The sequence below is a fragment of the Geobacter sp. 60473 genome, from assembly GCF_036323535.1.
Taxonomy (GTDB): Bacteria; Desulfobacterota; Desulfuromonadia; order Geobacterales; family Geobacteraceae; genus Geobacter; species Geobacter sulfurreducens.
Map to the genome: position 1 here is coordinate 836,452 of NZ_AP028967.1, position 21,184 is coordinate 857,635.

The following is a 21,184-nucleotide window of genomic DNA, read 5'->3' on the forward strand; positions in this document are numbered from 1 at the left end:
TGGCCGGCTTTTTTGTGCTAATAACAAACCTTTCGAACTATCGTCAGAATCAGGTGGAGGTGCCGGCGTGCAAGAGCGTTACATCCCCAAAAACGTTGAGGGGAAGTGGCAGGAAATCTGGGAAGAGAACAAAACCTTCACGGTCACCGAAGATCCGTCGAAGCCGAAATATTACCTGCTCGAGATGTTTCCCTATCCCTCGGGCCGCATTCACATGGGGCATGTGCGCAACTACTCCATCGGCGACGTGGTGGGCCGGTTCAAGAGGATGCGCGGCTTCAACGTCCTGCACCCCATGGGATGGGATGCCTTCGGCATGCCGGCCGAAAACGCCGCCATCAAGCACGGCAGCCATCCGGCCAAGTGGACCTACGAGAACATCGACTACATGCGGAGCCAGCTCAAGAAGATGGGCCTTTCCTATGACTGGGGCCGCGAACTTGCCACCTGCGATGTTGACTACTACAAGTGGGAACAGAAAATGTTCCTGGAGATGTACGAGAAGGGGCTCGTCTACAAGAAGAGCTCTTTCGTGAACTGGTGCCCCGCCTGCGAGACGGTGCTCGCCAACGAGCAGGTGGAGGACGGCTGCTGCTGGCGTTGTGACAGCGATGTGACCCAGAAAGAGCTCGACCAGTGGTTCTTCCGCATCACCCGCTACGCCGAGGAACTGCTTGAGGATACCTGGAACCTTCCCGGCTGGCCCGAGCGGGTTCTGGTGATGCAGCGGAACTGGATCGGCAAGAGCTTCGGCTGCGAGATCGATTTCCCGGTCGAGGGGAAAGTCGAGAAGGTCAAGGTGTTCACCACCCGTCAGGACACCCTCTACGGCGCCACCTTCATGTCCCTGGCGCCCGAGCACCCGCAGGCCCTGGAGTTGACCACGCCGGAGCGCCGCGCCGAGGTGGAGGCGTTCATCGACAAGGTCAAGAAGACCGACAAGATCAAGCGGACCGCCGATGACTTCGAGAAGGAAGGGGTCTTTACCGGCGCCTACTGCATCAATCCGGTGACCAATCTGCGGATGCCGGTCTATCTCGCCAATTTCGTCCTGCTCGACTACGGCACCGGAGCGGTCATGGCGGTGCCCACCCATGATCAGCGCGATTTCGAGTTTGCCCGCACGTACGACCTGCCGTTCCAGGTGGTGATCCAGCCCGAGGGCGAAAGCCTGGATCCGGCCGCCATGACCGCCGCCTATACCGAGGTGGGGGTCATGGTGAACTCCGGCCCCTTCGACGGCATGAGAAGCGATGCGGCCAAGGAGAAGATCGCCGATTACCTGGAAAAGGAAGGGATCGGCACCAAGACCGTCAACTACCGGCTGCGCGACTGGGGCATCTCCCGCCAGCGCTACTGGGGGAACCCGATACCCGTCATCAACTGCGATATCTGCGGCGTGGTGCCGGTGCCGGACAAGGACCTGCCGGTGATCCTCCCCATGGACGCCGAATTCACGGGCGAGGGGGGAAATCCCCTTGCCAGGGTCGAATCGTTCGTCAACGTCACCTGTCCCCAGTGCGGTGCCGAGGCCCGGCGCGAGACCGACACCATGGACACCTTTGTCCAGTCCTCCTGGTATTTTCTCCGCTACTGCTGCCCCGATTTCGCCTGCGGCCCCATCGACCGAGCCAAGGCAGAGTACTGGATGCCCGTGGACCAGTACATTGGCGGCATCGAGCACGCCGTGCTCCACCTTCTCTACTCGCGTTTCTTCACCAAGGCCCTGCGCGACCTGGGGTACGTGACCGTGGCCGAACCGTTCAAGAACCTCCTCACCCAGGGGATGGTCATCAAGGACGGGGCCAAGATGAGCAAGTCCAAGGGGAACGTGGTGGACCCCGATGCCCTGATCGAGCGCTACGGTGCCGACACGGCCCGGCTGTTCACCCTGTTCGCCGCGCCTCCCGAGAAGGATCTGGACTGGAGCGACCAGGGGGTCGAGGGAAGCTTCCGTTTCCTCAACCGTGTCTGGCGCCTGGTCTTCGAGGTTCTGCCCTTCATCGGCTCCGCGGGCAAGCCCGACCCGGCCGCCCTGGGCGATGGAGCGCGCGACCTGCGCCGGACCGTGCACAAGACCATCCGTAAGGTGACCGATGACCTGGACGAGCGGTTCCACTTCAATACGGCCATCTCGGCAGTCATGGAGCTGGTGAACGCCATCCAGTCCTTCGAGCCGAAGAACGCTCCTGAAAACGCCCCGGTTCTCCGGGAGGCGGTGGAAAGCGTCGTGCAACTGCTCGCACCCTTTGTTCCCCATGTGGCCGAGGAACTCTGGGAGTCCCTGGGACACCAGGGGGGAGTGGAGACGTCCGGCTGGCCCTCGTACGATCCCGAGGCGACTGTTGAGGAGGAACTCCTCATTGTCGTGCAGGTGAACGGCAAATTGCGCGGCAAGGTGACGGTTGCCGTGGATGCCGGCGAGGAGCAGGTAAAGGCCGCGGCTTTTGCCGATGACAAGGTAAAGCCGTGGCTTGACGGGAAGCAGATCCGCAAGGCTATCTATGTCCCCGGCAAGCTTCTCAATATCGTGGTGGGGTGACCGGTGGCCCGTTCCCTGATGACACGGCTCCTGACCGCAGGGCTCGCGGCCCTCGTGCTCGCCACAGGGGGCGGGTGCGGCTATCGCGCGGCCAGGATCGGGGGGGAAGGGTCGGCGCTGGCGGACAAGACCGTCCACGTTGACATCTTTACCAACAAGAGCTACCGGCCCAACGTGGAGGCGGTGCTGACGAACTCCCTCATCGACGAGTTCGTGCGTCGCGAGGGGAGCCGCGCCGTGGAGGCCGGCGGAGATCTGACACTGTCCGGTGCCGTTGTCTCCTACAGCACTGCCGCAGTCTCGTACACCGCCACCGATACGGTGAAGGAGTACCGGGCCACGGTCACGGTGGAGGCTACGCTCCGGCGCACCGATTCGGGGCAGATTCTCTGGAAGGGGAGTCTTTCCGTCTACCAGGACTTCCCAGCCAATGACGACCTGGTACTTCAGCAGAACAGCGAAGAGCAGGCCATAGCCGTCATCTGCCGCCGCCTGGCGCGCGAGCTGACCCTCAGGATGTCCGAGAACTTTTGAGCCATGAAATCCGACGAACTGGATAAAGCCATTGAAAGGGGGGAGATTGCCCCCCTTTACTATTTTTACGGAGACGAGCCCTATCTGATGGAGCGGGCCGTCAAGCGTCTCACGGAACGGGTCGTGTCGGCGGATTTCCGCGATTTCAACCTGGACGTTTTCTACGGCAGCGAGAGCAAGGGGGACGATATCGCCACTGCCGCCCAGACCCTGCCCATGTTCGCCGACCGCCGCATGGTGCTCGTCAAGCGGGCCGGCGATCTATCTGCCACCGCTCTCGAAATCCTTGCCGCCTGCGTTGCCGATCCCGCTCCCCAGACCTGTCTCCTCTTTGTGGGCGACAAGATCGACAAGCGGAAGAAGTTTTTTCTGGATCTGGCAAAGAAGGGGGAACTGGTCGAGTTCAAGCGTCCCTACGAGAACCAGCTCGGCGGATTCATCCGTGACGAGGCCAGGAATCTCGGCAAGCGAATCGACGGCGCTGCCGTTGAAATGCTCGTCTATCTCGTGGGGAACAATCTGGGGGAACTGGCGACCCAGCTGGAAAAGGTGGCAACCTTTGTGGGCACGAGGGAGACGCTCACGGTCGACGATGTGCGGGAAGTGGTATCCGATACCAAGGTGGAAAGCGTTTTCGACCTGGCCAACGCCCTGGGTGAGCGTGATCTGGGCAAGTCTCTGCGGAGCCTGGCCACTATTTTGCGGGACGGCGAGGCCCCGCTCATGCTTCTGGCCATGATAGCGCGGCATTTCCGCCAGCTCTGGCGGGTGCGCGAACTCGTGGCCGCCAAGGTCCAGCAACAGGAGATTGCCCGCAGAACCGGCATCAATCCCTACTTTCTCAAAGGGGTCATGGACCAGGCCCGCAACTTCACCGTGTCAGACCTGCGCAGGGTCTTCGAAGGGCTCTACGCAGCCGATCTTGCCCTCAAGGGAGTCGGTGGCGGCGGAAAGCCTTCGCTGGTCATGGAGCGGCTGGTGATGGATGTGTGCGGGGTGGGACGGCGGAAGAGGTAGCGCAACGCGTAACAGCAACAAAAAGGGGGCTCCCGGCGGAGCCCCCTTTTTGTGTAACTGTGCTGTGGCGGTACGTCTAGCCGAGGGTGTTGACGAGCTTGGTCAGACGGGAGACGTTCCGGGACGCATTGGAGGCGTGAATGACCCCTTTGGAGGCAGCCTTGTCGATGACCGGGATAGCGGCCAGCAGGGCTTGCCGGGCCTGATCCGCATTCTTGGCCTCAACAGCCTCGCGCACGCGCTTTATGAAGGTCCGCAGAGTAGAGCGGATGTGCTTGTTTCTCAGGTACTTCTTCTTGGTCTGCTTGATTCTCTTCAGGGCCGATTTGTGGTGAGCCAAACTGCACCTCCATGTAATTCTATTGAGTATCGTTCGAGGAGTGATTTCTTCGTTTTCGAAAGGTATTTAAATAGCACCGAGCAGACGATACTGTCAAGCTCAAAATACCTTTTCGCCAGTGTCTCGCTCTTCGGCGACGGACAAAAAAGGGCGGACCATTCGGTCCGCCCGATGGCATTCCAGGAAGGAGGCCCCTGAAGGGCACGCCGATCTAGAACTTATAACCGATTCCGACCGACCCGGTGTAGGCGATGCCGTCCTGGTCCCCGTAGACATAGGGGGCATCGTCCATGAACTGCTGGAATCCGGCCTGGGCGGTCATGAAAAGATTGGGGGTGAACTGGTACGTTCCCCCGGCGCTCAGGTCGATCTGCCGGTAGCGGAGGTCGGAATACTCCTGGATGCGCGGCAGGTTCTCCAGACCGTAGAATGCGGAGGTGAGGACCGGGTCCGTGTAGCCGAGTTCCGCGAACGAGGGGAAATAGAGGCCGTTCATGCGGGCTTCGGCGTCGTTGTACATGGCATTGGCGAACAGCTTGAGCTTCTCGGTTGCGTCATAGTTTGTGGTGAGCGATACCGTGTGGACGTCGGTGTCGTACTGGTATTCGTCACAGGTCGAGCCAAACTGGCCCGATACGATGATGCCCGCTCAGCCGTCGTATAGCCCCTGGCACATTGAATTCTCGGTCGTCTGCTTGAGATAGGTGTATGCCAGGGTCATGCTCACCTTGTCCGAGGGGGCGTACCAGAGCGATACGCCCGGCACGTAAGTCTCCTGTTTCCAGGTGGTTTTGTTCAGATCATTACTTTCATTCTTCACCCGCACGAAGGCCGTGGCGGAGAAGCGCGGCGAGGGGGACCAGGTGGTGGAGAGACTTCCCTCGTGGACCGTGTCGGGGCGATTGGTCAGGTCGGCAGTTCTGCGGTCGTAGAACTCAACGCCGTAGGTGGGGCCGTTGCCCACCAGGTAGCCGTAGCCGTAGCCGCTGGCCGACTGGGTGAAGGGGACCAGCCCGGCGGTCGGGTTCTGGAAGGGATTTTCGATGGCCTTGAAGGTGTAGCTCGCCCGAGCCGAAAGGGTGTTGGTGGGCCTGGCGTTGAGGGCTGCCTTGACGGTGTGCGTCTTGGTTGTGCCGAAGAAGGCGTCGTCGCGATCCTCGTTTTTGAACTCGTAGGAGAGGCGGAGGGTGGTTCGCTTCGCCAGGCGGTAGACCGAGTCGAGCCCCAGGGTCGCCACGTCGCGCGATGCGCTGGAGTGGCGGTTGATGGTTTGCAGCATCAGGATGTCCGAAGCCGTGGCGCCGGGGAAGCCGAAGATGTCATTGGCGGCATTGCCGTCGTTGTAGGCGATGGGCGTGTAGGTTATTGCCACGTCGTCATCCTGGAGTTTTTCCAGCTTGCCCCGAAGGGTGAGGGTCAGTCGTTTCCAGAGAGTGGTGCTGACCTTGCCGCTCCAGGCGTCGTACTCGGATTCTAGGGTCTTCTTGTCCAGGGTGAAGTAGCCGGGATCGTCCGTTTTGTCGCTGTCCACCGTTGCTTTCACGTAGCTGGCAAAGACCGTGGTGTCACGGGGAAGATCAACCTTGGCTTTGACAACGTGGCTGTCCTTGTTGGAGTCCGGGGTCACGTCGTAGGGCAGGTAGCCGTCCCGGTAATCGTAGAGCATCCGGTTGTCGAAGGTGGGGGGGGAGTTTGCCCCGGTATAGTAGTTTGCGGGCAGCGCTGCTCCTGGCGAGAGGGCCGGGTCGTAGCGGCGGACCGGATCGGCGCCGTTTTCGCGGAACTGGCGGTTCAGATAGGTGTAGTTCATGGTCAGGAGGCCGAATTTGCCGGTCACCCCCGCGGTCAGATCGCGGGTGCTTTCGCTGATCTGCTTGCTTTGGCCGGTAATGTGGCACGAGGTGCACTTGCTCATGCCGATGGATTGCTCCCACCCTTCACGGGTCTCCTCCCGGAAACCGAAGTGAAAGGTGAGATTGGGCAGTTGGGGGATGGTGAAGTCGGAATTGCTCTTCCACTCCCGCCGCACGATGGAAAAGTCCTGGTTCGGAACCATATCCTCGCCGTACAGTGATGCCCGGCCGAGTTGCTGAACGGCATAGGTTGCCGTGTCGGACGGCGCCACGTTGGTTACGAAGCGAGCCCCGTCGGATCTGCGCGTAACGAGGAAGTTGGGCGCGAAGTTCGGTCCGATCGGGTTGGCGGTGTACGCGTAAAGATTTGTGGTGCCGGTAGCGGTGGGCACGCCGAGGATGGCTCCGGTGGTATCGAACGCGCCCGCCACCGGTGCAGCCGGGATCGAGGCATCCAGATACTGGAGTTTGTCATGGTCGAGCCAGTGCTGGAAGGCATCGTAGCTGAAACTGCTCTTGAAGAACCGCTTTACGTCAATCCGCGCGCCGTGGGCCTGGTCGCGGGAATCCAGGTAGCGGCTGTTGAGGTCCAGTTCGACCCCGCCCTTGTCGACGCGGATGTCGAGCTTGCCGTAGGGGTTGATGCCGGGCTCGGTCCTGATGGAGGAATATTCGTTCACCCGGCTGATGTCGTCGGAGACCGCAAGTCCCGCTCCACCCGTTTCCATGGTGGCCGAGAAGGGCTTGTGGCCTTCCTCGGCAAGGAGAGCGGGCGGGGCGCAGAGGATCAGTACGGGCAACGGCATGAGCCATTTACCGATATGTCGCATAGAAGCTCCTTTCTCTGGAAATTGTTAGCGGGTCAATCCCTTGCCGCCGGACGGCCATCCCCTGGTGCCGGTGCTGTTCACCGTGGGTGCGGTCTGGGAAGGAAGGTCACTGCCGTGCACCTGGGTGTGGCATACGCTGCACTTGGTGCCGAAGGCCATCCGCCAGCTTTCGGCGCCGAGATTGTTCGGCATGGTTACGCTGTTGGATGAGTTGATCGTCTGGCCGGCAGGGTAAGTGGTGCCCCCGTCCTTGTTGGCGTCAAGGGCGACGTTACCCGCCGGGATCGTGGCTCCTTCGCGGGTGATGTGGAAGTGGCTCTCGTGGCACTGGAGGCAGAGGAAGGGCTCGTTCTGGCGAAGCAGGTTGTTGGCTACGGTGCCGTGTGCGTCATGACAGATGGTACAGTCTTCCTGGACCGGCGCATGCTCGAAGACAAAGGGCCCCTGGTAGCGGCTGTGACAGTTGAGGCAGAGGTCGTTCACCCGCTCCTCGGTCTTCAGGTTCTTCTGGCCGGAACCGTGGGCTTCGTGACAGCTCGTGCAGGTCATTTTCCCCTCACGGATGGGATGGTGGGAAGGGAAGTTGGCCTTTGCCCGATACTCCTGATGGCAGGAATAGCAGAGTTCGGGCTGTGCCATTTTCAGGCTGTGCGGGGCAACCGTCTTGTCCTGGTGGATTTTATGGCAATCGGTGCAGGCCACATCGTTGAGGGCATGTTCATTGCCGGCCCACTCCATGTGGGTGCCGGCCGAGTGGCATTTGAGGCAGACGGCAGAGGCCTGGTCCGACGACAGGCTTGCGAACGAGAGAATCTTGGCGGAATCTCCTTCCGTGGTGTGAAGGCCGGCGGCCCCGTGGCATGACTCGCATCCTCTGGTTCCTCCCATCACTTCGAAGTCGGCGATCCGGCCGTGAATGCTCCGGGCGAAGGGTGCCGCGATCTTGTCATGGCACTGGGCACAGTCCGCGTCGCCGACGTACGAAGCGCCTTCGATGGTCGGCAAGGTCAGAACCCGTTCCCTGATCTTACCGGTGGCGCAGGCTCCGACAAGCAGCGAAATCGCGACCATTCCGGCCATTTTTAGCGCTTTCACGCCATGCAGCTTGTTTTGCATGGTTGCTCCTTTCGTTGGTGTGGTGTTCTCTTAAGTTCTAACTATTCAAAATATCGAATTGTATTAGGTCACCTATTTCCTCCTTCCATGGGTTGGTTGTCGTGGCAAGGTTATTGCGTCTTCATGTATGCAAGTTTTATTTCTGAAAGCACACATTAGATCCCGCATTTTCTTGGCGAACGTATAAGTAAAACTTATAGTTACGAAAAAACATGCAGTTCTGGCGAGAGTTGAGCGGCAGCGTCGATAATTTTCTTTATGGTTGGTCTTTGCCTGAGGGGCGTGGGAGAAGCTTCTCCCGGGAAGGTTTAGTATGGAGACGTTGTATCTTAAAACGCTCATTGTGACGGCTGAGAAAGGAAGTTTTTCCAAGGCCGCCGCAGAGTTGTGCATTACCCAGTCTGCGGTGTCGCAACGGGTCAAGTTCCTCGAGGAACGTTACGGCTGCGAGTTGCTGGACCGCTCGGGTCCTGTCATGATGCTCACCGCTGCGGGTGAGGCCGTGGTACGGAAGGCCCAGGCCATCCTCGACATCGAGAAGACACTGCAGGACGAACTCAAGAAATTTACCGGAAGGCAGCGCCTTTCCATCTGCTGCACACCATCGTTCGGCATCGCCCACATGCCCAAGGTTCTCAACCGGTTCATGCTGCGCAATGCCGACATCGTCGATCTCAAGTTCATGTTCTACAGCCCGGAGCAGGCGGTAAAGGGGTTGGCCGAACGGGAGTTCGACATCGGCATCATCGAGCACTGCGAAGACCTGGACCTGGCCGATTTCCATACTGCGACCCTGCCGCGGGACGAACTGGTCTTCGTGAGCGCGCCGTCTCTCGGCATTCCCACTCCACTCGTGACGATCGAGCGGCTCTTCGAGGAACGCCTCATCACGCGCAAGGACGGCTGCAGTTCCAAGAAACTGCTCAGGCTCAATCTTGCCTCCATCGGCAAGGAGCTGGAGGGGTTCCGGAGCACCGTGGTTTATGACGATCTGCATCTCACGGTCGATACGGTCCTTGACGGGGGAGGGGTGGCGTTCGTTTCCTCCTGTCTGGTGAATAAATACCTGGAAAGCGGCCGGCTGAAGCAGCACAGGGTCGAGGGGTTCTGCCACAGCCGCCAGCGAACGGTCGCCCTGAGCAGGAGCAAGGTGCAGGATCGGCTGGTCAGCGACTTCCTGGCGTGCCTGGATACGTTGTTTACCGACCAGTGCCACCGGAGTTCCTGCCCCACCTGAAAGAAGTGTGCGTGCATGACGGAGCGGAGCCCGTTGCCTCTGCGGCAGCGGGCTTTTTTGTACCCTGACGGCGGGCACAAAAAAAGGAGGTGGACCGGGTCCACCTCCCATTGTATCGGGAACGTTGAAGATTACGTCGCGATTACCACTCTTCCCGCATCTTCTCTGCGATCTTCTCGAAGTAGAGTTCGGGGCTCGTGAGTTTTTTGATCTCGTCGGCCGAATAGCCGAGCTCGCGGAAGTTCAGAATGCCGTTGGGAGCGTGGCAATTATAGCAGGTAAGGGCCTTCTCCTTGGGCGCCACCTGGTGGTTGCTGCCGAAGTAGATGGTCTGCCAGCCGGGGACCGGTTCGTAATCCTTGATCCCCAGGATGTTGGCAGCTGATGCCACGCCGGCGAGGGTGTCGCCCGTTGCCATGGGCGGAGCGAAGTCCATGGACAGGAGCTGGCCGTCCTTCTTGTTAAAGTAAGCCTTGCCCTGGAAGATCTTGAAGGGGTAAATCTTGCTCTTGCCGTCCTTGCGGTCACCCTTGGGCCCGATGAAGTCAGGGCGGTTGGCCACGGTCAGGTTGTACCATGCGTAAACGGGAGCCGTTTCATTGGCTTCCTTTTTGAGCGTGGTCGGCTCGTAGAACTTGTTGGAGAGCTGTTCCCACTTCGTGAAATCCTTGGCAAAGGCGCCGCCGGTCCGGGGGATATGGCAGGTCTGACAGGCGATGCGCGCCGTATGACGGTTGTAGTCCTCGTCCTTGTGGGGCTTTGCCGTGTGGCAGTCGGTGCAGGAGAGGCGTACGCCGTCGTGGGCCCAGTTGTTGGGATCGTAGCCCGTGGGGATCTTGTGGTTCTTCGTCTTGTGGCAGTCGACGCAGACCATCCCCTTGGCCGCATGGACATCATGCTCCTTGTTGAAGGCGAACCCGCGCTTCACCAGCACGCCGCCACCTGCAGCCTCGTGGCAGGTCATGCAGTTCTTGACCGTCGGGGTAGCAATGGAAAGAGCCGCCTCGGTGCTGCGATCCTGGCCGAGCACCACGTTCCCCTTCTCGTCTTTGAAGGGCTTGCGCTTGCTGTGATCATAGGTGGAGGAGTGGCAGACAAGGCAGTCCACTGCGGCTTCCGCTTCGAGTCCGGTGCTGCCCACGTCCTGGATGTGATTTCCGGGGTGGCAGGAGTTGCAGCCCGAGTACTTGGTCTTGCCCGTCTCGGGGCTGGGCGGAATCTCCTTCAGGTTGTTGACGATGTCGTTCCCGTTGCACATGGTGTAGATACGGTTTTTCATGCCGTATTCCTGGTTCGGGTCAATGTTCTCAACGTTGTCGACCTTCGAGGCGTGCTTCCAGTGCACGGAGTTCAGGAACTCCTTTGCCGCGCCGGGATGGCAGACCTCGCAGGTTGCCGGCCCCTGGTAGCCGTTTTTCTGGATATATTCCTTGCCCGGATGATCCTTGGCCTGTACCAGGGCCGCCACTGCCACGCCCGCCATGAGGGTGGCGATGAACGTCGTATTCTTCATTGGATACCTCGTGCGTAAGTTGTTCGTTTTATTTGGCTATGTATATAGATGATATATCTAAATAAAACGATTGATAAACGGAAGAAAATTGCAGCCGAGGCGCCCGGGCTGCAACGGTTCCGCAGAGGGCTCCAGCGCCCCCGGAGCATCAGCAGCCGGCGGTCTTTCTGAAGAGCTTGGACTCACCCGTTGCATCGTCATACTTCAGGCGAATTTCGTCGCCCTCAACGATCCGCTTGTCCTTGAACTTGTCGAGAGTAAGCTCGTCCTTGACCGTAACGGTTACGGTCTTGTCGCTCTTGGTGTCCTTCAGGGTAACCGTTGCCGCGGTGCCCTTCATCTCAATCTTTTTGATGGTGGCGATCATCTTCACTTCGGCGGCGCTGGCCGTGCCGCTAAAGGTAACGAGGCTCATGGTGAGGAGCGCGAGTGCCATAACGATCGATACTGCTTTTTTCATTGTTCCGTCTCCTTTGTGCTGTTGTTGGCGGAGCAGGCCGCCTGTGGCATGGTGCCCCGTAGGGCTGGGGGAGGGGGGCTGGCGCCCTCCCTCCCGGTGTTCATCTGCTGTGGCCTAGAAGTGTACCTCGAAGGTTGCATAGAGGTTCTGGGCATTTTTGAGCGGGGTCAGCATCTGGGCGTTCATCACGGATGAAGCCAGTTCGGAAATCTTGACCGGCGCGCCGACCCAGTTGTTGCTGCCGGTGTAGTCGAAGTCATAGTACTGGTAGCCGAGTTTGAAGAAGGTCTTGCTCAGGTAGCTGGAGATCGGCTTGAGCTTGAGTTCCTGGATCAGGTAGCCTTCATACACGTTGCCGCGGGCTCCGACCTTGCTGGTCCACATGTCGTCGGCAGCCGGAGCAAAGGTGATCCAGTCTTTGGAGCCGTGGTTATATTCGAGGCCGAGCTTGGTTCCGGTGGCTTCGATGTCGTAGCGGCCGCCGACGTAGACGGCCCAGCCGGTTTTGCCTTCCTTCTGTCCGGTCCAGAGAAGGCCCGATTGCGTATCAAAGTTGCCATTGGCATCCGTGACACCCGGGATAACGCTGCCCAGATTGAGCTTCACGGTGTCATTGGTGGGGTTGGTGTGGCTCACGGCTCCCGAGGCGAACCAGTGGAGGTTGCCGAAGCCCACGTTCTTGACGCGGCCGAGGAAGTTGAGGCCGTACCAGTCGATATCGCCCAGGTTCGCATTCGGGACGCCGTTCGGGCTGCCCGCAAAGCCGCCGGTGAGCATGACCGGGCTGTTGAAGATGTTAATGCCCCGGTTGTACTGGAACTCGGCCTTGAAGTTGTCGGTGTCGTAGGGCACGATGTTGAGGCCGACCATATCGGTGTCGTGGATGCTGTTGCCCTGGGAGTCGGTGATGCCGTTTTCGAAGCCGCGGCCGTAGCAGAGTTTCATGTAGGCGCCGGGGAGGGATTCGAAATCGGGGGCGTAGCCGAGGGTCACGCCGTCAAAGGCGTAGTCGACCAGCAGCTGGGGTACGCCGGAGTTGCCCGGTTTTTCCTTGTTCTGCTTCAGGTGGCTCGGAATGCCGCCGGTGGAGGGGCGCCGGCCGATGGAGAACCAGATGGGCTGGTCGGCAATATTCTTCCAGGTGGCATAGACCTGATCCACGGCCAGGGTACCGTCGCCGGGGACATGGCCGATGGTGCCGTCGAAGAGTCCTGCTCGGTCGGAGAAGTAGGTCTGGCCGTTTTCGCCGCGGATTGCCGAGTCGTCGCGGGCACCACTGATCTTGTACATGAGGAGGCGGGCGTGAACGGTCACGTCCTGAGTCGCTTTCGCGTCGATATTGAGCCCGAAGCGGTTGGTGTAGAGCGCGTCGTTCTTGACGGTCTTATCCCCGGCGTAGAGGGTGGGGGGTACGGTCATGCCAGACGCAAGGAATCCGATGAAGTTGTCAAAGGTGTAATGGTCCGCGATCTTGCCGTGCAGGTAATCATACCTGAACCGGTAATCCCCGCTGATGTTCAGCCAGCGACCCAGGGACTTCTGCTCAACCTTATCGACCTTCTTGTCGGTGTCCTGCATCTGCTGCTTCAGGGCCTCAAGTTCTTTCTCGAGGCTTTCCATCTTCTTCTGCAGGTCGGTATCGGCCGCCATAACCGAGAACGGTTGGCTGAGACCGAGCAGAAGGGCAGCTGCCAGAACCTTTTTGGACATACGCTTCATGTGCTCTCCTTTCCCATAAAACAATAAAAGTGAACTACCGTGCCGCGAACCGCTTTGATACTTCGGCGGGGGGATGCGTTTGAGTCCGCCGTATTGATGCTGTGTCTTCACCTCCTTCGTGTCGGGAGCGGTGGCCTGACATAAAATTTTGTTAATTTTAAAGCGACCCCCGTGTTTTGCCAATCGCATTCACATAATCGTGATACTTAAACATTCCAGCTATGCAATATAAAGACCAATTAAGATATAAAATGCAAATATCTGTATTTCTGTATGTTGGTTGCAAAACCTGTGTTTCGGTTCCGTCACATGGCGAAATCGCCTCGGTCAATTGGCAGAATCACGTAACGCGGCCATGACGGATGCCCGGTGGCGATAGCGGTTGACGTCCGAGCCCCCGATTGCTTACTATAGGCGGGAGTTACCTGGAAAGAGGCACTACGTGACGGAAAACAAGTATCTGTATGTAGAAACATTCGGATGTCAGATGAATGTCAACGACTCCGAAAAAATCGCGACGCTCCTAAAAGATGAGGGGTATCTCCCCACCGACGATCCGGAACGGGCCGACTTGGTCATTCTTAACACGTGCAGCGTGAGGGCCAAGGCCGAGCAGAAAGTATACGGGCACCTTGGCCGGTTCAAGGGCGCCCGGAGCAGGAAGAAGGGATTCCTGCTCGGCGTGGGGGGGTGTGTGGCCCAGCAGGAGGGAGAGCGCCTGCTGCAGAAGGTTCCCTGGCTCGATCTGGTCTTCGGCACCCACAATCTCCACCTGTTGCCGGAGATTGTGCGGGCGGCCGAGCGGGGCGAGCGCCGGGCCGAGGTGGGGTTCATCGACAACGAAACCCGGCTCGACCTGTTCCCCGAGACAGGCGGAGAGGGTGGTGTCACCCGCTTTGTGACGGTGATGCAGGGGTGTGACAATTTTTGTTCCTACTGCATTGTCCCCTATGTGAGGGGACGCGAGATAAGCCGCCGTTCATCCGACATAATTGACGAGGTGCGAAAGTCCGTTGCGGAGGGTGTCAAGGAAGTGACTCTTCTGGGGCAGAATGTCAACTCTTATGGTCTCAAGACCGAGGGAGAGTTGACGTTCGCCGGACTCATCCGTCGCATTGCCGAGGTGGAAGGGCTTGAACGGATACGTTTCACCACGTCACACCCGAAGGATATCTCGCCCGAGCTCATCGCCTGCTTCGCCGAGGTACCCAAGCTGTGCGGCCACATTCATCTGCCGGCCCAGTCGGGGAGCGATGCGGTCCTTGCGCGCATGAACCGGGGATACACCCGGGCCGGGTACCTCGAAAAGGTGGAGGCCCTCAAGGCAGCCCGGCCGGGTATCCAGTTCACGGGAGACATGATCGTGGGCTTCCCGGGTGAGACGGAAGAGGACTTCCAGGCAACCATCTCGCTCATGGAGGAAGTGCGCTACGCCGATCTCTTTTCCTTCATCTACTCGCCGCGCCCTGAAACGGCCGCGGCCGGTATCCGGGATACGGTGAGCCGGAAGGAGAAGCAGTCGCGCCTCGACCGGCTCCAGACACTCCAGCAGCAGATGAAGCGCGAGCGCAACATCAGCTTTGTCGGCACCCGCCAGCTTGTCCTGGTGGAGGGGGTGAGTAAGCGGGGCGATCAGCTCTACGGTCGCATCGACGGCAACCGGATCGTCAACTTCGCGGCCGACCAGTCGCTCATCGGAACCATGGCAGAGGTAACCATCACTCAGGACTATCAGAATTCGCTGCTGGGCGAAATCGTCACCGATAAAGGGGACGCACGGTAATGTACATCGTTATGACCATCCACGGCTTTGCCCTTGACTCCATCGCCCAGATGCCGGTGGTGCTCCTGAAGGATGAGCGCGGCGAAGTAACGCTGCCCATCTGGATCAACGGCACCGACACCCTCTATATCGTGGCAGAGCTGATCAGGCGGGACGCCTCCTCCTCGGGGGAGCGCAAGGACCTGCTCACGGCATTGCTCGGCCATCTGGGGGCCGAGGTGCTCGATATCTCTATTGACGGCGGCAAGGACGGCAAGTTTATCTGCTCTGTCCGGCTCATGGTGGGGGAAGAGGAACTGCGCCTGCCGGTCCGCATATCGGAAGCTATTGTCCTCGCCCTCAAGAATGCCCTGCCGGTCATGGTTCCCCGCCATCTGGTGGAGGAGACGACCGCCCCGGCCGGCGCCATGGGCGACCACTTCACGGAGGCCGACGAGCGCCGTTTCGTCGATTTTCTCGAAGGTCTCGATCCCGCCGATCTCGGCAAGTATCCCATGTGAGATCCGGGCAACGGCCGGCAGGCCGTGGCCCGTGCCCCTGACCCGCTATCGTGGAGGATTCTTTCATGCGTCCGGAATCTCTGGAATTTTTCAAAAAACTTGTGGAGGCCCCCAGCCCTTCCGGCTACGAGCAGCCGGCCCAACGGGTGTTTCGCGACTACATAGCGCCTTTCGCGGAGGTGAGGACCGATGTCATGGGCAACGTGATCGGTCTCATTCGCGGCGGGGGGGAGAACCTGCCGCGGGTGATGGTGGTCGGCCACTCGGATGAGATAGGCTTTCAGGTCAAGTACATTGACGACAACGGCTTCATCTATTTTGCGCCGATCGGCGGGGTGGACGCCCACCTGACGCCGGGGAAGCGGGTTCGCATCCACACGGCCAAGGGCGAGGTGGCAGGCGTCATCGGCAAGAAGCCGATCCATTTGATGGACGAGGAAGACCGGCGGAAGGTGGTTCGCCTCGACGCCCAGTACATCGACATCGGCGCTGCCGACAAGAAGGAGGCACTGGATTATGTGCGCGTGGGTGACCCGGTCACCTTTGCCGCCGGCTTCGAACGCCTGCTGGGCGACCGGGTCGCCTGCCGGGCGTTCGACGACAAGGCCGGCAGCTTCGTGGTGGCCGAGGTGCTCCGGACCGTGGCCGGATCGGGGGTGAAACTGCCGGTTGATCTGTACGGCGTCTCGTCGGTACAGGAAGAGATCGGGCTGCGCGGCGGCGCCACCAGCGCCTACAGCGTCAATCCCCACGTGGGTATCTGCGTCGAGGTGGACTTCGCCACTGATCAGCCCGACGTGGAGAAGAAGCACAACGGCGAGGTCAAGCTCGGCAAGGGGCCGATCCTGCCCCGCGGGGCCAATATCAATCCGCCTCTCTTTGATCTGCTTTCCTCAACGGCGGAGCGTGAGGAGATCGCTGTCCAGTATACGGGTATCCCCCGTGCCTCCGGTACCGATGCCAACGTCATGCAGATCTCCCGCGGCGGCGTCGCCACCGCCCTGGTCAAGCTGCCGCTCCGCTACATGCATACGCCGGTGGAGGTGATTTCCCTTTCCGATCTTGCTCAGGCAGTCAGGCTGATCGTGGCGGCCTTGCCGGGGATGGCGGGCGACTTCACCCCCCGCTGACCGCGCACCATGGACCGGGGCCGGGGAACGTATACTCTCCGGCCCCGGTTTTTACCCTTGACTCATCCTTGTCCCTCCACTATTCTTTTCGGTTAATACTTTGAGACCCACCACTAAAAGGAGTCCGCGATGTTAGATGAATTGATTCCGGAAGGTCTGACGTTCGACGACGTTCTGCTCGTTCCCGCCCACTCTCAGGTCCTTCCCCGCGATGTCTCCCTCAACACCCGTCTGACCAGGAACGTTTCCCTCAACATTCCCCTCGTTTCGGCAGCCATGGACACGGTCACCGAGGCGCGGACCGCCATCTGCATGGCCCGCGAGGGGGGACTCGGCATTATCCACAAGAACCTCACCATCGAAGAGCAGGCAATGGAGGTGGACAAGGTCAAGAAGAGCGAGTCCGGCATGATCGTGGACCCCATCACCATGCGGCCCAATCAGAAAATCCACGAGGCCCTGGCCATCATGGAGAAATACCGGATTTCCGGCGTACCCGTCACCAACTCCAAGGGCAAGTTGGTCGGCATCCTCACCAACCGCGACCTCCGTTTCGAAACCAACCTGGACCTTCCCATTTCCGCCCGCATGACCAAACGCCGGCTCGTGACCGTAGCGGTCGGCACCACCCTTGAAGAAGCCAAGGAACACCTCAAACATACCCGGGTCGAGAAGCTGCTGGTGGTGGATGAGGAGAAGAACCTGAAGGGACTTATCACCATCAAGGATATCGAGAAGGTCAGAAAATACCCCAATGCCTGCAAGGATGCCCTGGGTCGCCTGCGGGTCGGCGCCGCCGTCGGCCCCTCCGGCGACATGGAGGCCCGGGTGGACGCCCTGGTCAAGGCCGGGGTCGACGTTATCGTGGTGGACACGGCCCATGGTCACTCTCAGGGGGTCCTCGACGCCATCCGGACCGTCAAGGCGAACTTTCCCGGGGTCGAGCTCATCGCCGGCAATATCGCCACTGCCGAGGCTGCCGAAGCGCTCATCAAGGCCGGGGTTGATGCCATCAAAGTGGGCATCGGACCGGGTTCCATCTGCACCACCCGCGTGGTGGCCGGCGTCGGAGTGCCCCAGATCAGCGCCATCGCCCAGTGCGCCAAGGTTGCCCGCAAGTATGACGTCCCCCTCATCGCGGATGGCGGCGTCAAGTACTCCGGCGACGTGACCAAGGCAGTGGCCGCCGGTGCCGATGTCATCATGATCGGCTCCCTCTTTGCCGGCACCGAGGAGTCGCCCGGCGACACCATCCTCTACCAGGGCCGGGCCTACAAGAGCTACCGCGGCATGGGCTCCATCGGCGCCATGAAGCAGGGGAGCAAGGACCGCTACTTCCAGAGCGACGTGGAAAGCGAAGTGAAGCTCGTTCCCGAGGGGATCGAGGGGATGGTGCCGCTGCGGGGTCCGCTCTCCGCCAACGTCCATCAGCTCATGGGCGGACTGCGGGCCGGCATGGGGTACACCGGCTGCCGCACCGTACGGGAGCTCCAGGAAAAGGGACACTTCGTCCGGATCACCGGCGCGGGCCTCAAGGAATCCCACGTCCATGACGTCATGATCACCAAGGAGGCCCCGAACTACCGGGTCGAGAACGTCCGATGAGCACCGATATCCATGCTGAAAAAATCCTGATCCTGGACTTCGGCTCCCAGTACACCCAGCTTATTGCCCGGCGGGTGCGCGAGGCTCACGTCTACTGCGAGCTTCACCCCTTTGATATGGGGCTGGAAGCCATCCGCGCCTTCGCGCCCAAGGGAATCATCCTCTCGGGGGGGCCCAAGTCGGTCTACGAAGAGGGGGCGCCGGCTGTGGAAGAGGCGCTGTTTGATCTGGGTGTGCCGGTGCTCGGCATCTGCTACGGCATGCAGCTCATGAGCCGCCACTTCGGCGGCGAGGTGGTACCCGCGGGCAAGCGCGAGTTCGGCCACGCAGACCTCCTGGCCGCAGGGACTCCCGGCCCTCTTTTCGAAGGGTTCTTCGTAGAAGGGAAAAGCCCGGTCTGGATGAGCCACGGCGACCATGTCTCCCGGATGCCCCAAGGGTTCCAGGTGGTGGCGGAGACGGCCAACGCGCCGGTCTGTGCCATCCAGGACAGGGCGCGCAACCTTTACGGTGTCCAGTTCCACCCGGAGGTAAATCACACGCCCCGGGGCGAGATCCTCATCGATACCTTTGTCCGCAAGATCTGCGGCTGCACCGGCCAGTGGACCCCCGGGCACATCATCGAGGACGCCGTGAACCGTATCCGGGCCCAGGTGGGTCGGGAGCGGGTCATCCTCGGGCTTTCGGGCGGCGTCGATTCATCGGTGGCGGCGGCCCTCATCCATCGGGCCATCGGCGACCAGCTCACCTGCGTCTTCGTGGACAACGGCCTGCTGCGCCTCGCCGAGGGTGACCAGGTGATGGCCACCTTTGCCGAGAACCTAGGCGTCAAGGTGATCCGGGTCGATGCCGAGCAGCGGTTCCTGACCGCCCTGGCCGGTGAGGCAGACCCGGAGAAAAAGCGCAAGATCATCGGCAATCTTTTCGTGGAGATCTTCGAAGAGGAGTCGAGCCGCATTGAGGGTGCCACCTGGCTGGCCCAGGGAACCATCTACCCGGATGTCATCGAGAGCGCCGGGGCCAAAACCGGCAAGGCCCACAACATCAAGAGCCATCACAACGTGGGCGGGCTTCCCGAGTACATGAAGCTCAAGCTCCTCGAACCCCTGCGGGAGCTGTTCAAGGACGAGGTGCGGGCCATCGGCGAGGAGCTGGGGCTGCCCCGCCAGATGGTCTGGCGCCATCCCTTCCCGGGTCCGGGGCTGGGGGTCAGGATTCTGGGCGAGGTGAAGAAAGAGTACGCCGACATCCTGCGCCGGGCCGACGCCATCTATATCGAGGAGCTCTACGCCGCAGGCCACTATGACAAGATCAGCCAGGCCTTTGCCGTCTTCCTCCCCGTCAAGAGCGTGGGGGTAATGGGGGACGGCCGGACCTACGAGTACGTGATCGCTCTGCGGGCCGTGGAGACCAAGGACTTCATGACCGCGGGCTGGTACCCCTTGCCCTATGAGGACATGGCCCGCATCTCGGGCCGGATCATAAACGAGGTCAAGGGGATCAACCGGGTCGTGTACGACATCTCCAGTAAGCCTCCCGCCACCATCGAGTGGGAATAGATGCACCGCAAAGGGCGCCGGCAACGGCGCCCTTTGCATATGCCGGCCCATCTTTCCCGTTCGGCCCCCGTGAAAAAAACGGAGTAATCTGGTATCCTTTCAATAGGGGTACCAATAGTCACTCCAAGGAAAGGGGGCTTGAATATGAATCTCATCGACTGCGCTCTCAGGATGGAAGAAGAGGCAGCCGCCCATTACAGCCAACTGGCGGCTGCCGCGCCGGTGGAAGAATTGAGGAGTATCTTCGGGCTGCTGGCCGCGGCTGAAAAGGAGCACTACGACAAACTCGTCGCCATGCTTGGCGATGCCGATGTCGCCGCGACCGAGTTTACTACTCTGGATGATGCCTCGTGCGTGTTCAAGCCGCTGCTCGGCAAACGTGATCTGGTGGCGGAACTGCGGCGCGACCCGGACGGTTACCGGCATGTGGTGAAGGAGGAAGAAGAAAGCATCAAGTTTTACGAGGACCTGGCCGCCAAGGCGGAGCGGGAGGATATGCGCGCCATTCTGCTCAAGCTCGCCGACGAGGAGCGGAGGCACCTGAGCATTGTTGAAAATATCTACTCGTTCATTCAAGAACCCAAGACCTATCTGGCCTGGGGCGAATTCAGCAACCTCAAGGAGTACTGACGGAGAGTGCGCGTGGCGTTGCGAAGCCCGTCCGGCTACGGACGGGCTTTTCTGTTGCGGTGGGGTACTGAAACCAATTATAGTCAGGTGTTGAACTGATATCACAGGACGGAGTCCGGCCGTGCCCCCTTCAATCGATCTTATCATCTTCGATCTTGACGGAACCCTCATCGATTCTCTCGACGATCTCACCGATGCCGTGAACCATATGCTCTCCGCCCTGGGACGGGAACGTCTTACCCGCGATGCCGTTCGCACCATGGTTGGGCAGGGGGCGCGGCGGCTGGTGGAACGCGCCATGCACGGCGCAACCGCGACTGAGATTGAGCGGGGGCTGGAGTTGTTTCTCGACTACAACCGGGAACACATCGCGGTGCGCACGGCCTTCTATCCGGGTGCTCTGGAGGCGCTGGCCCGGTTTCGCGCGCAGGGAAAACGGATGGCGGTCATCTCCAACAAGAACGTCGATCTCTGCCGCAGCGTGCTTGTTGCCCTGGGGGCCGAGCAGTGGTTCGAGGAAATCATGGGGGCGGACTCGCTTCCCGCGCGCAAGCCTTCGCCGGAGCCTGTACTGAAGCTGTTGGCGGACTTCGGCGTGCCTCGGGAACGGGCCGTCATCATCGGCGACAGTATCAATGACGTGGCCGCCGGCAAAGGGGCGGGCGTGACCACCGTGGGGTGTACCTGGGGATATGGCGAACTGAGCGAGATTGCCGACGCCGACTATCTGGTCGACACCTATGGCGCCCTGGTGACTCTGCCGCTCTTTGTCTGAGCGTAGGAGCCAGATGATGCATCTGACTAAGATTATTAAAT

The 21,184-nt window shown here is 60.3% G+C and carries 17 protein-coding genes; 11 read left to right on the forward strand and 6 right to left on the reverse strand.

Features of this window, described 5'->3' with window-relative positions:
• Positions 1-67 precede the first annotated feature (67 nt).
• Genes leuS through holA form a run of 3 tightly spaced genes read left to right on the forward strand, consistent with a single transcriptional unit; the run spans position 68 to position 4,093 of the window.
• Positions 68-2,542 (forward strand): leucine--tRNA ligase, encoded by a 2,475-nt coding sequence (gene leuS / locus AABA48_RS03750; protein WP_286352176.1) that lies wholly within the window; start codon positions 68-70, stop codon positions 2,540-2,542.
• A gap of 18 nt (positions 2,543-2,560) precedes the next feature.
• Positions 2,561-3,076, forward strand: coding sequence for an LptE family protein (locus tag AABA48_RS03755; RefSeq protein WP_286352177.1), 516 nt, complete (start codon positions 2,561-2,563; stop codon positions 3,074-3,076).
• Positions 3,077-3,079: 3 nt separating this feature from the next.
• Entirely contained in the window at positions 3,080-4,093 is a 1,014-nt protein-coding gene (holA, locus tag AABA48_RS03760; RefSeq protein ID WP_286352178.1) for a DNA polymerase III subunit delta, read from the forward strand.
• Positions 4,094-4,169: 76 nt separating this feature from the next.
• On the opposite strand, the gene rpsT is transcribed toward holA, so the two are convergent.
• The 3 genes from rpsT to AABA48_RS03775 form a co-directional block, all read right to left on the reverse strand.
• Positions 4,170-4,433: a 30S ribosomal protein S20 gene (gene rpsT / locus AABA48_RS03765; protein WP_286352179.1), complete on the reverse strand. Its 264-nt coding sequence runs from the start codon at positions 4,431-4,433 to the stop codon at positions 4,170-4,172.
• 211 nt (positions 4,434-4,644) lie between these two features.
• On the reverse strand, positions 4,645-7,116 hold the full coding sequence (locus AABA48_RS03770) for a GSU2204 family CXXCH-containing (seleno)protein (RefSeq protein WP_286352180.1): 2,472 nt from the start codon (positions 7,114-7,116) through the stop codon (positions 4,645-4,647).
• A gap of 24 nt (positions 7,117-7,140) precedes the next feature.
• The gene (locus AABA48_RS03775; protein ID WP_286352181.1) at positions 7,141-8,232 is read right to left on the reverse strand and encodes a GSU2203 family decaheme c-type cytochrome; all 1,092 of its coding nucleotides are present in this window, start codon (positions 8,230-8,232) and stop codon (positions 7,141-7,143) included.
• A 313-nt stretch (positions 8,233-8,545) separates the two neighbouring features.
• Here AABA48_RS03775 and AABA48_RS03780 point away from each other — a divergent pair, with 313 nt between their 5' ends.
• Complete coding sequence (locus AABA48_RS03780) at positions 8,546-9,469, forward strand: LysR family transcriptional regulator (RefSeq protein WP_286352182.1); 924 nt, start codon at positions 8,546-8,548, stop codon at positions 9,467-9,469.
• A gap of 142 nt (positions 9,470-9,611) precedes the next feature.
• Here the strand turns inward: AABA48_RS03780 and AABA48_RS03785 are convergent, their stop codons facing one another.
• The 3 genes from AABA48_RS03785 to AABA48_RS03795 all read right to left on the reverse strand — a co-directional run bounded on the left by AABA48_RS03785 (position 9,612) and on the right by AABA48_RS03795 (position 13,161).
• Positions 9,612-10,982 carry a cytochrome C gene (locus AABA48_RS03785; RefSeq protein ID WP_324311240.1) on the reverse strand — a complete coding sequence of 457 codons (1,371 nt, stop codon included), beginning with the start codon at positions 10,980-10,982 and terminating at the stop codon, positions 9,612-9,614.
• A 148-nt stretch (positions 10,983-11,130) separates the two neighbouring features.
• The gene (locus AABA48_RS03790; protein ID WP_338271123.1) at positions 11,131-11,442 is read right to left on the reverse strand and encodes a hypothetical protein; all 312 of its coding nucleotides are present in this window, start codon (positions 11,440-11,442) and stop codon (positions 11,131-11,133) included.
• Between the two features lie 114 nt (positions 11,443-11,556).
• On the reverse strand, positions 11,557-13,161 hold the full coding sequence (locus tag AABA48_RS03795; RefSeq protein ID WP_286352184.1) for a DUF3373 domain-containing protein: 1,605 nt from the start codon (positions 13,159-13,161) through the stop codon (positions 11,557-11,559).
• Positions 13,162-13,603: 442 nt separating this feature from the next.
• On the opposite strand from AABA48_RS03795, the gene miaB reads away from it, so the two are divergent.
• The 7 genes from miaB to AABA48_RS03830 all read left to right on the forward strand — a co-directional run bounded on the left by miaB (position 13,604) and on the right by AABA48_RS03830 (position 21,143).
• Positions 13,604-14,944: a tRNA (N6-isopentenyl adenosine(37)-C2)-methylthiotransferase MiaB gene (gene miaB / locus AABA48_RS03800; protein ID WP_286352185.1), complete on the forward strand. Its 1,341-nt coding sequence runs from the start codon at positions 13,604-13,606 to the stop codon at positions 14,942-14,944.
• The gene (locus tag AABA48_RS03805; protein ID WP_286352186.1) at positions 14,944-15,444 is read left to right on the forward strand and encodes a bifunctional nuclease family protein; all 501 of its coding nucleotides are present in this window, start codon (positions 14,944-14,946) and stop codon (positions 15,442-15,444) included. Before miaB ends, AABA48_RS03805 begins: the two co-directional genes overlap by 1 nt.
• A 65-nt stretch (positions 15,445-15,509) precedes the next feature.
• Complete coding sequence (locus AABA48_RS03810; RefSeq protein WP_286352187.1) at positions 15,510-16,574, forward strand: M42 family metallopeptidase; 1,065 nt, start codon at positions 15,510-15,512, stop codon at positions 16,572-16,574.
• Between the two features lie 129 nt (positions 16,575-16,703).
• Positions 16,704-18,179, forward strand: a complete 1,476-nt coding sequence (gene guaB, locus AABA48_RS03815; RefSeq protein ID WP_286352188.1) for an IMP dehydrogenase — start codon at positions 16,704-16,706, stop codon at positions 18,177-18,179.
• Positions 18,176-19,738 carry a glutamine-hydrolyzing GMP synthase gene (guaA, locus tag AABA48_RS03820; protein WP_286352189.1) on the forward strand — a complete coding sequence of 521 codons (1,563 nt, stop codon included), beginning with the start codon at positions 18,176-18,178 and terminating at the stop codon, positions 19,736-19,738. The genes guaB and guaA overlap by 4 nt, the downstream gene beginning before the upstream one ends.
• A 144-nt stretch (positions 19,739-19,882) precedes the next feature.
• The gene (locus tag AABA48_RS03825; protein WP_286352190.1) at positions 19,883-20,368 is read left to right on the forward strand and encodes a ferritin-like domain-containing protein; all 486 of its coding nucleotides are present in this window, start codon (positions 19,883-19,885) and stop codon (positions 20,366-20,368) included.
• A 121-nt stretch (positions 20,369-20,489) separates the two neighbouring features.
• Positions 20,490-21,143, forward strand: a complete 654-nt coding sequence (locus AABA48_RS03830) for an HAD family hydrolase (protein ID WP_286352191.1) — start codon at positions 20,490-20,492, stop codon at positions 21,141-21,143.
• Positions 21,144-21,184 lie beyond the last annotated feature (41 nt).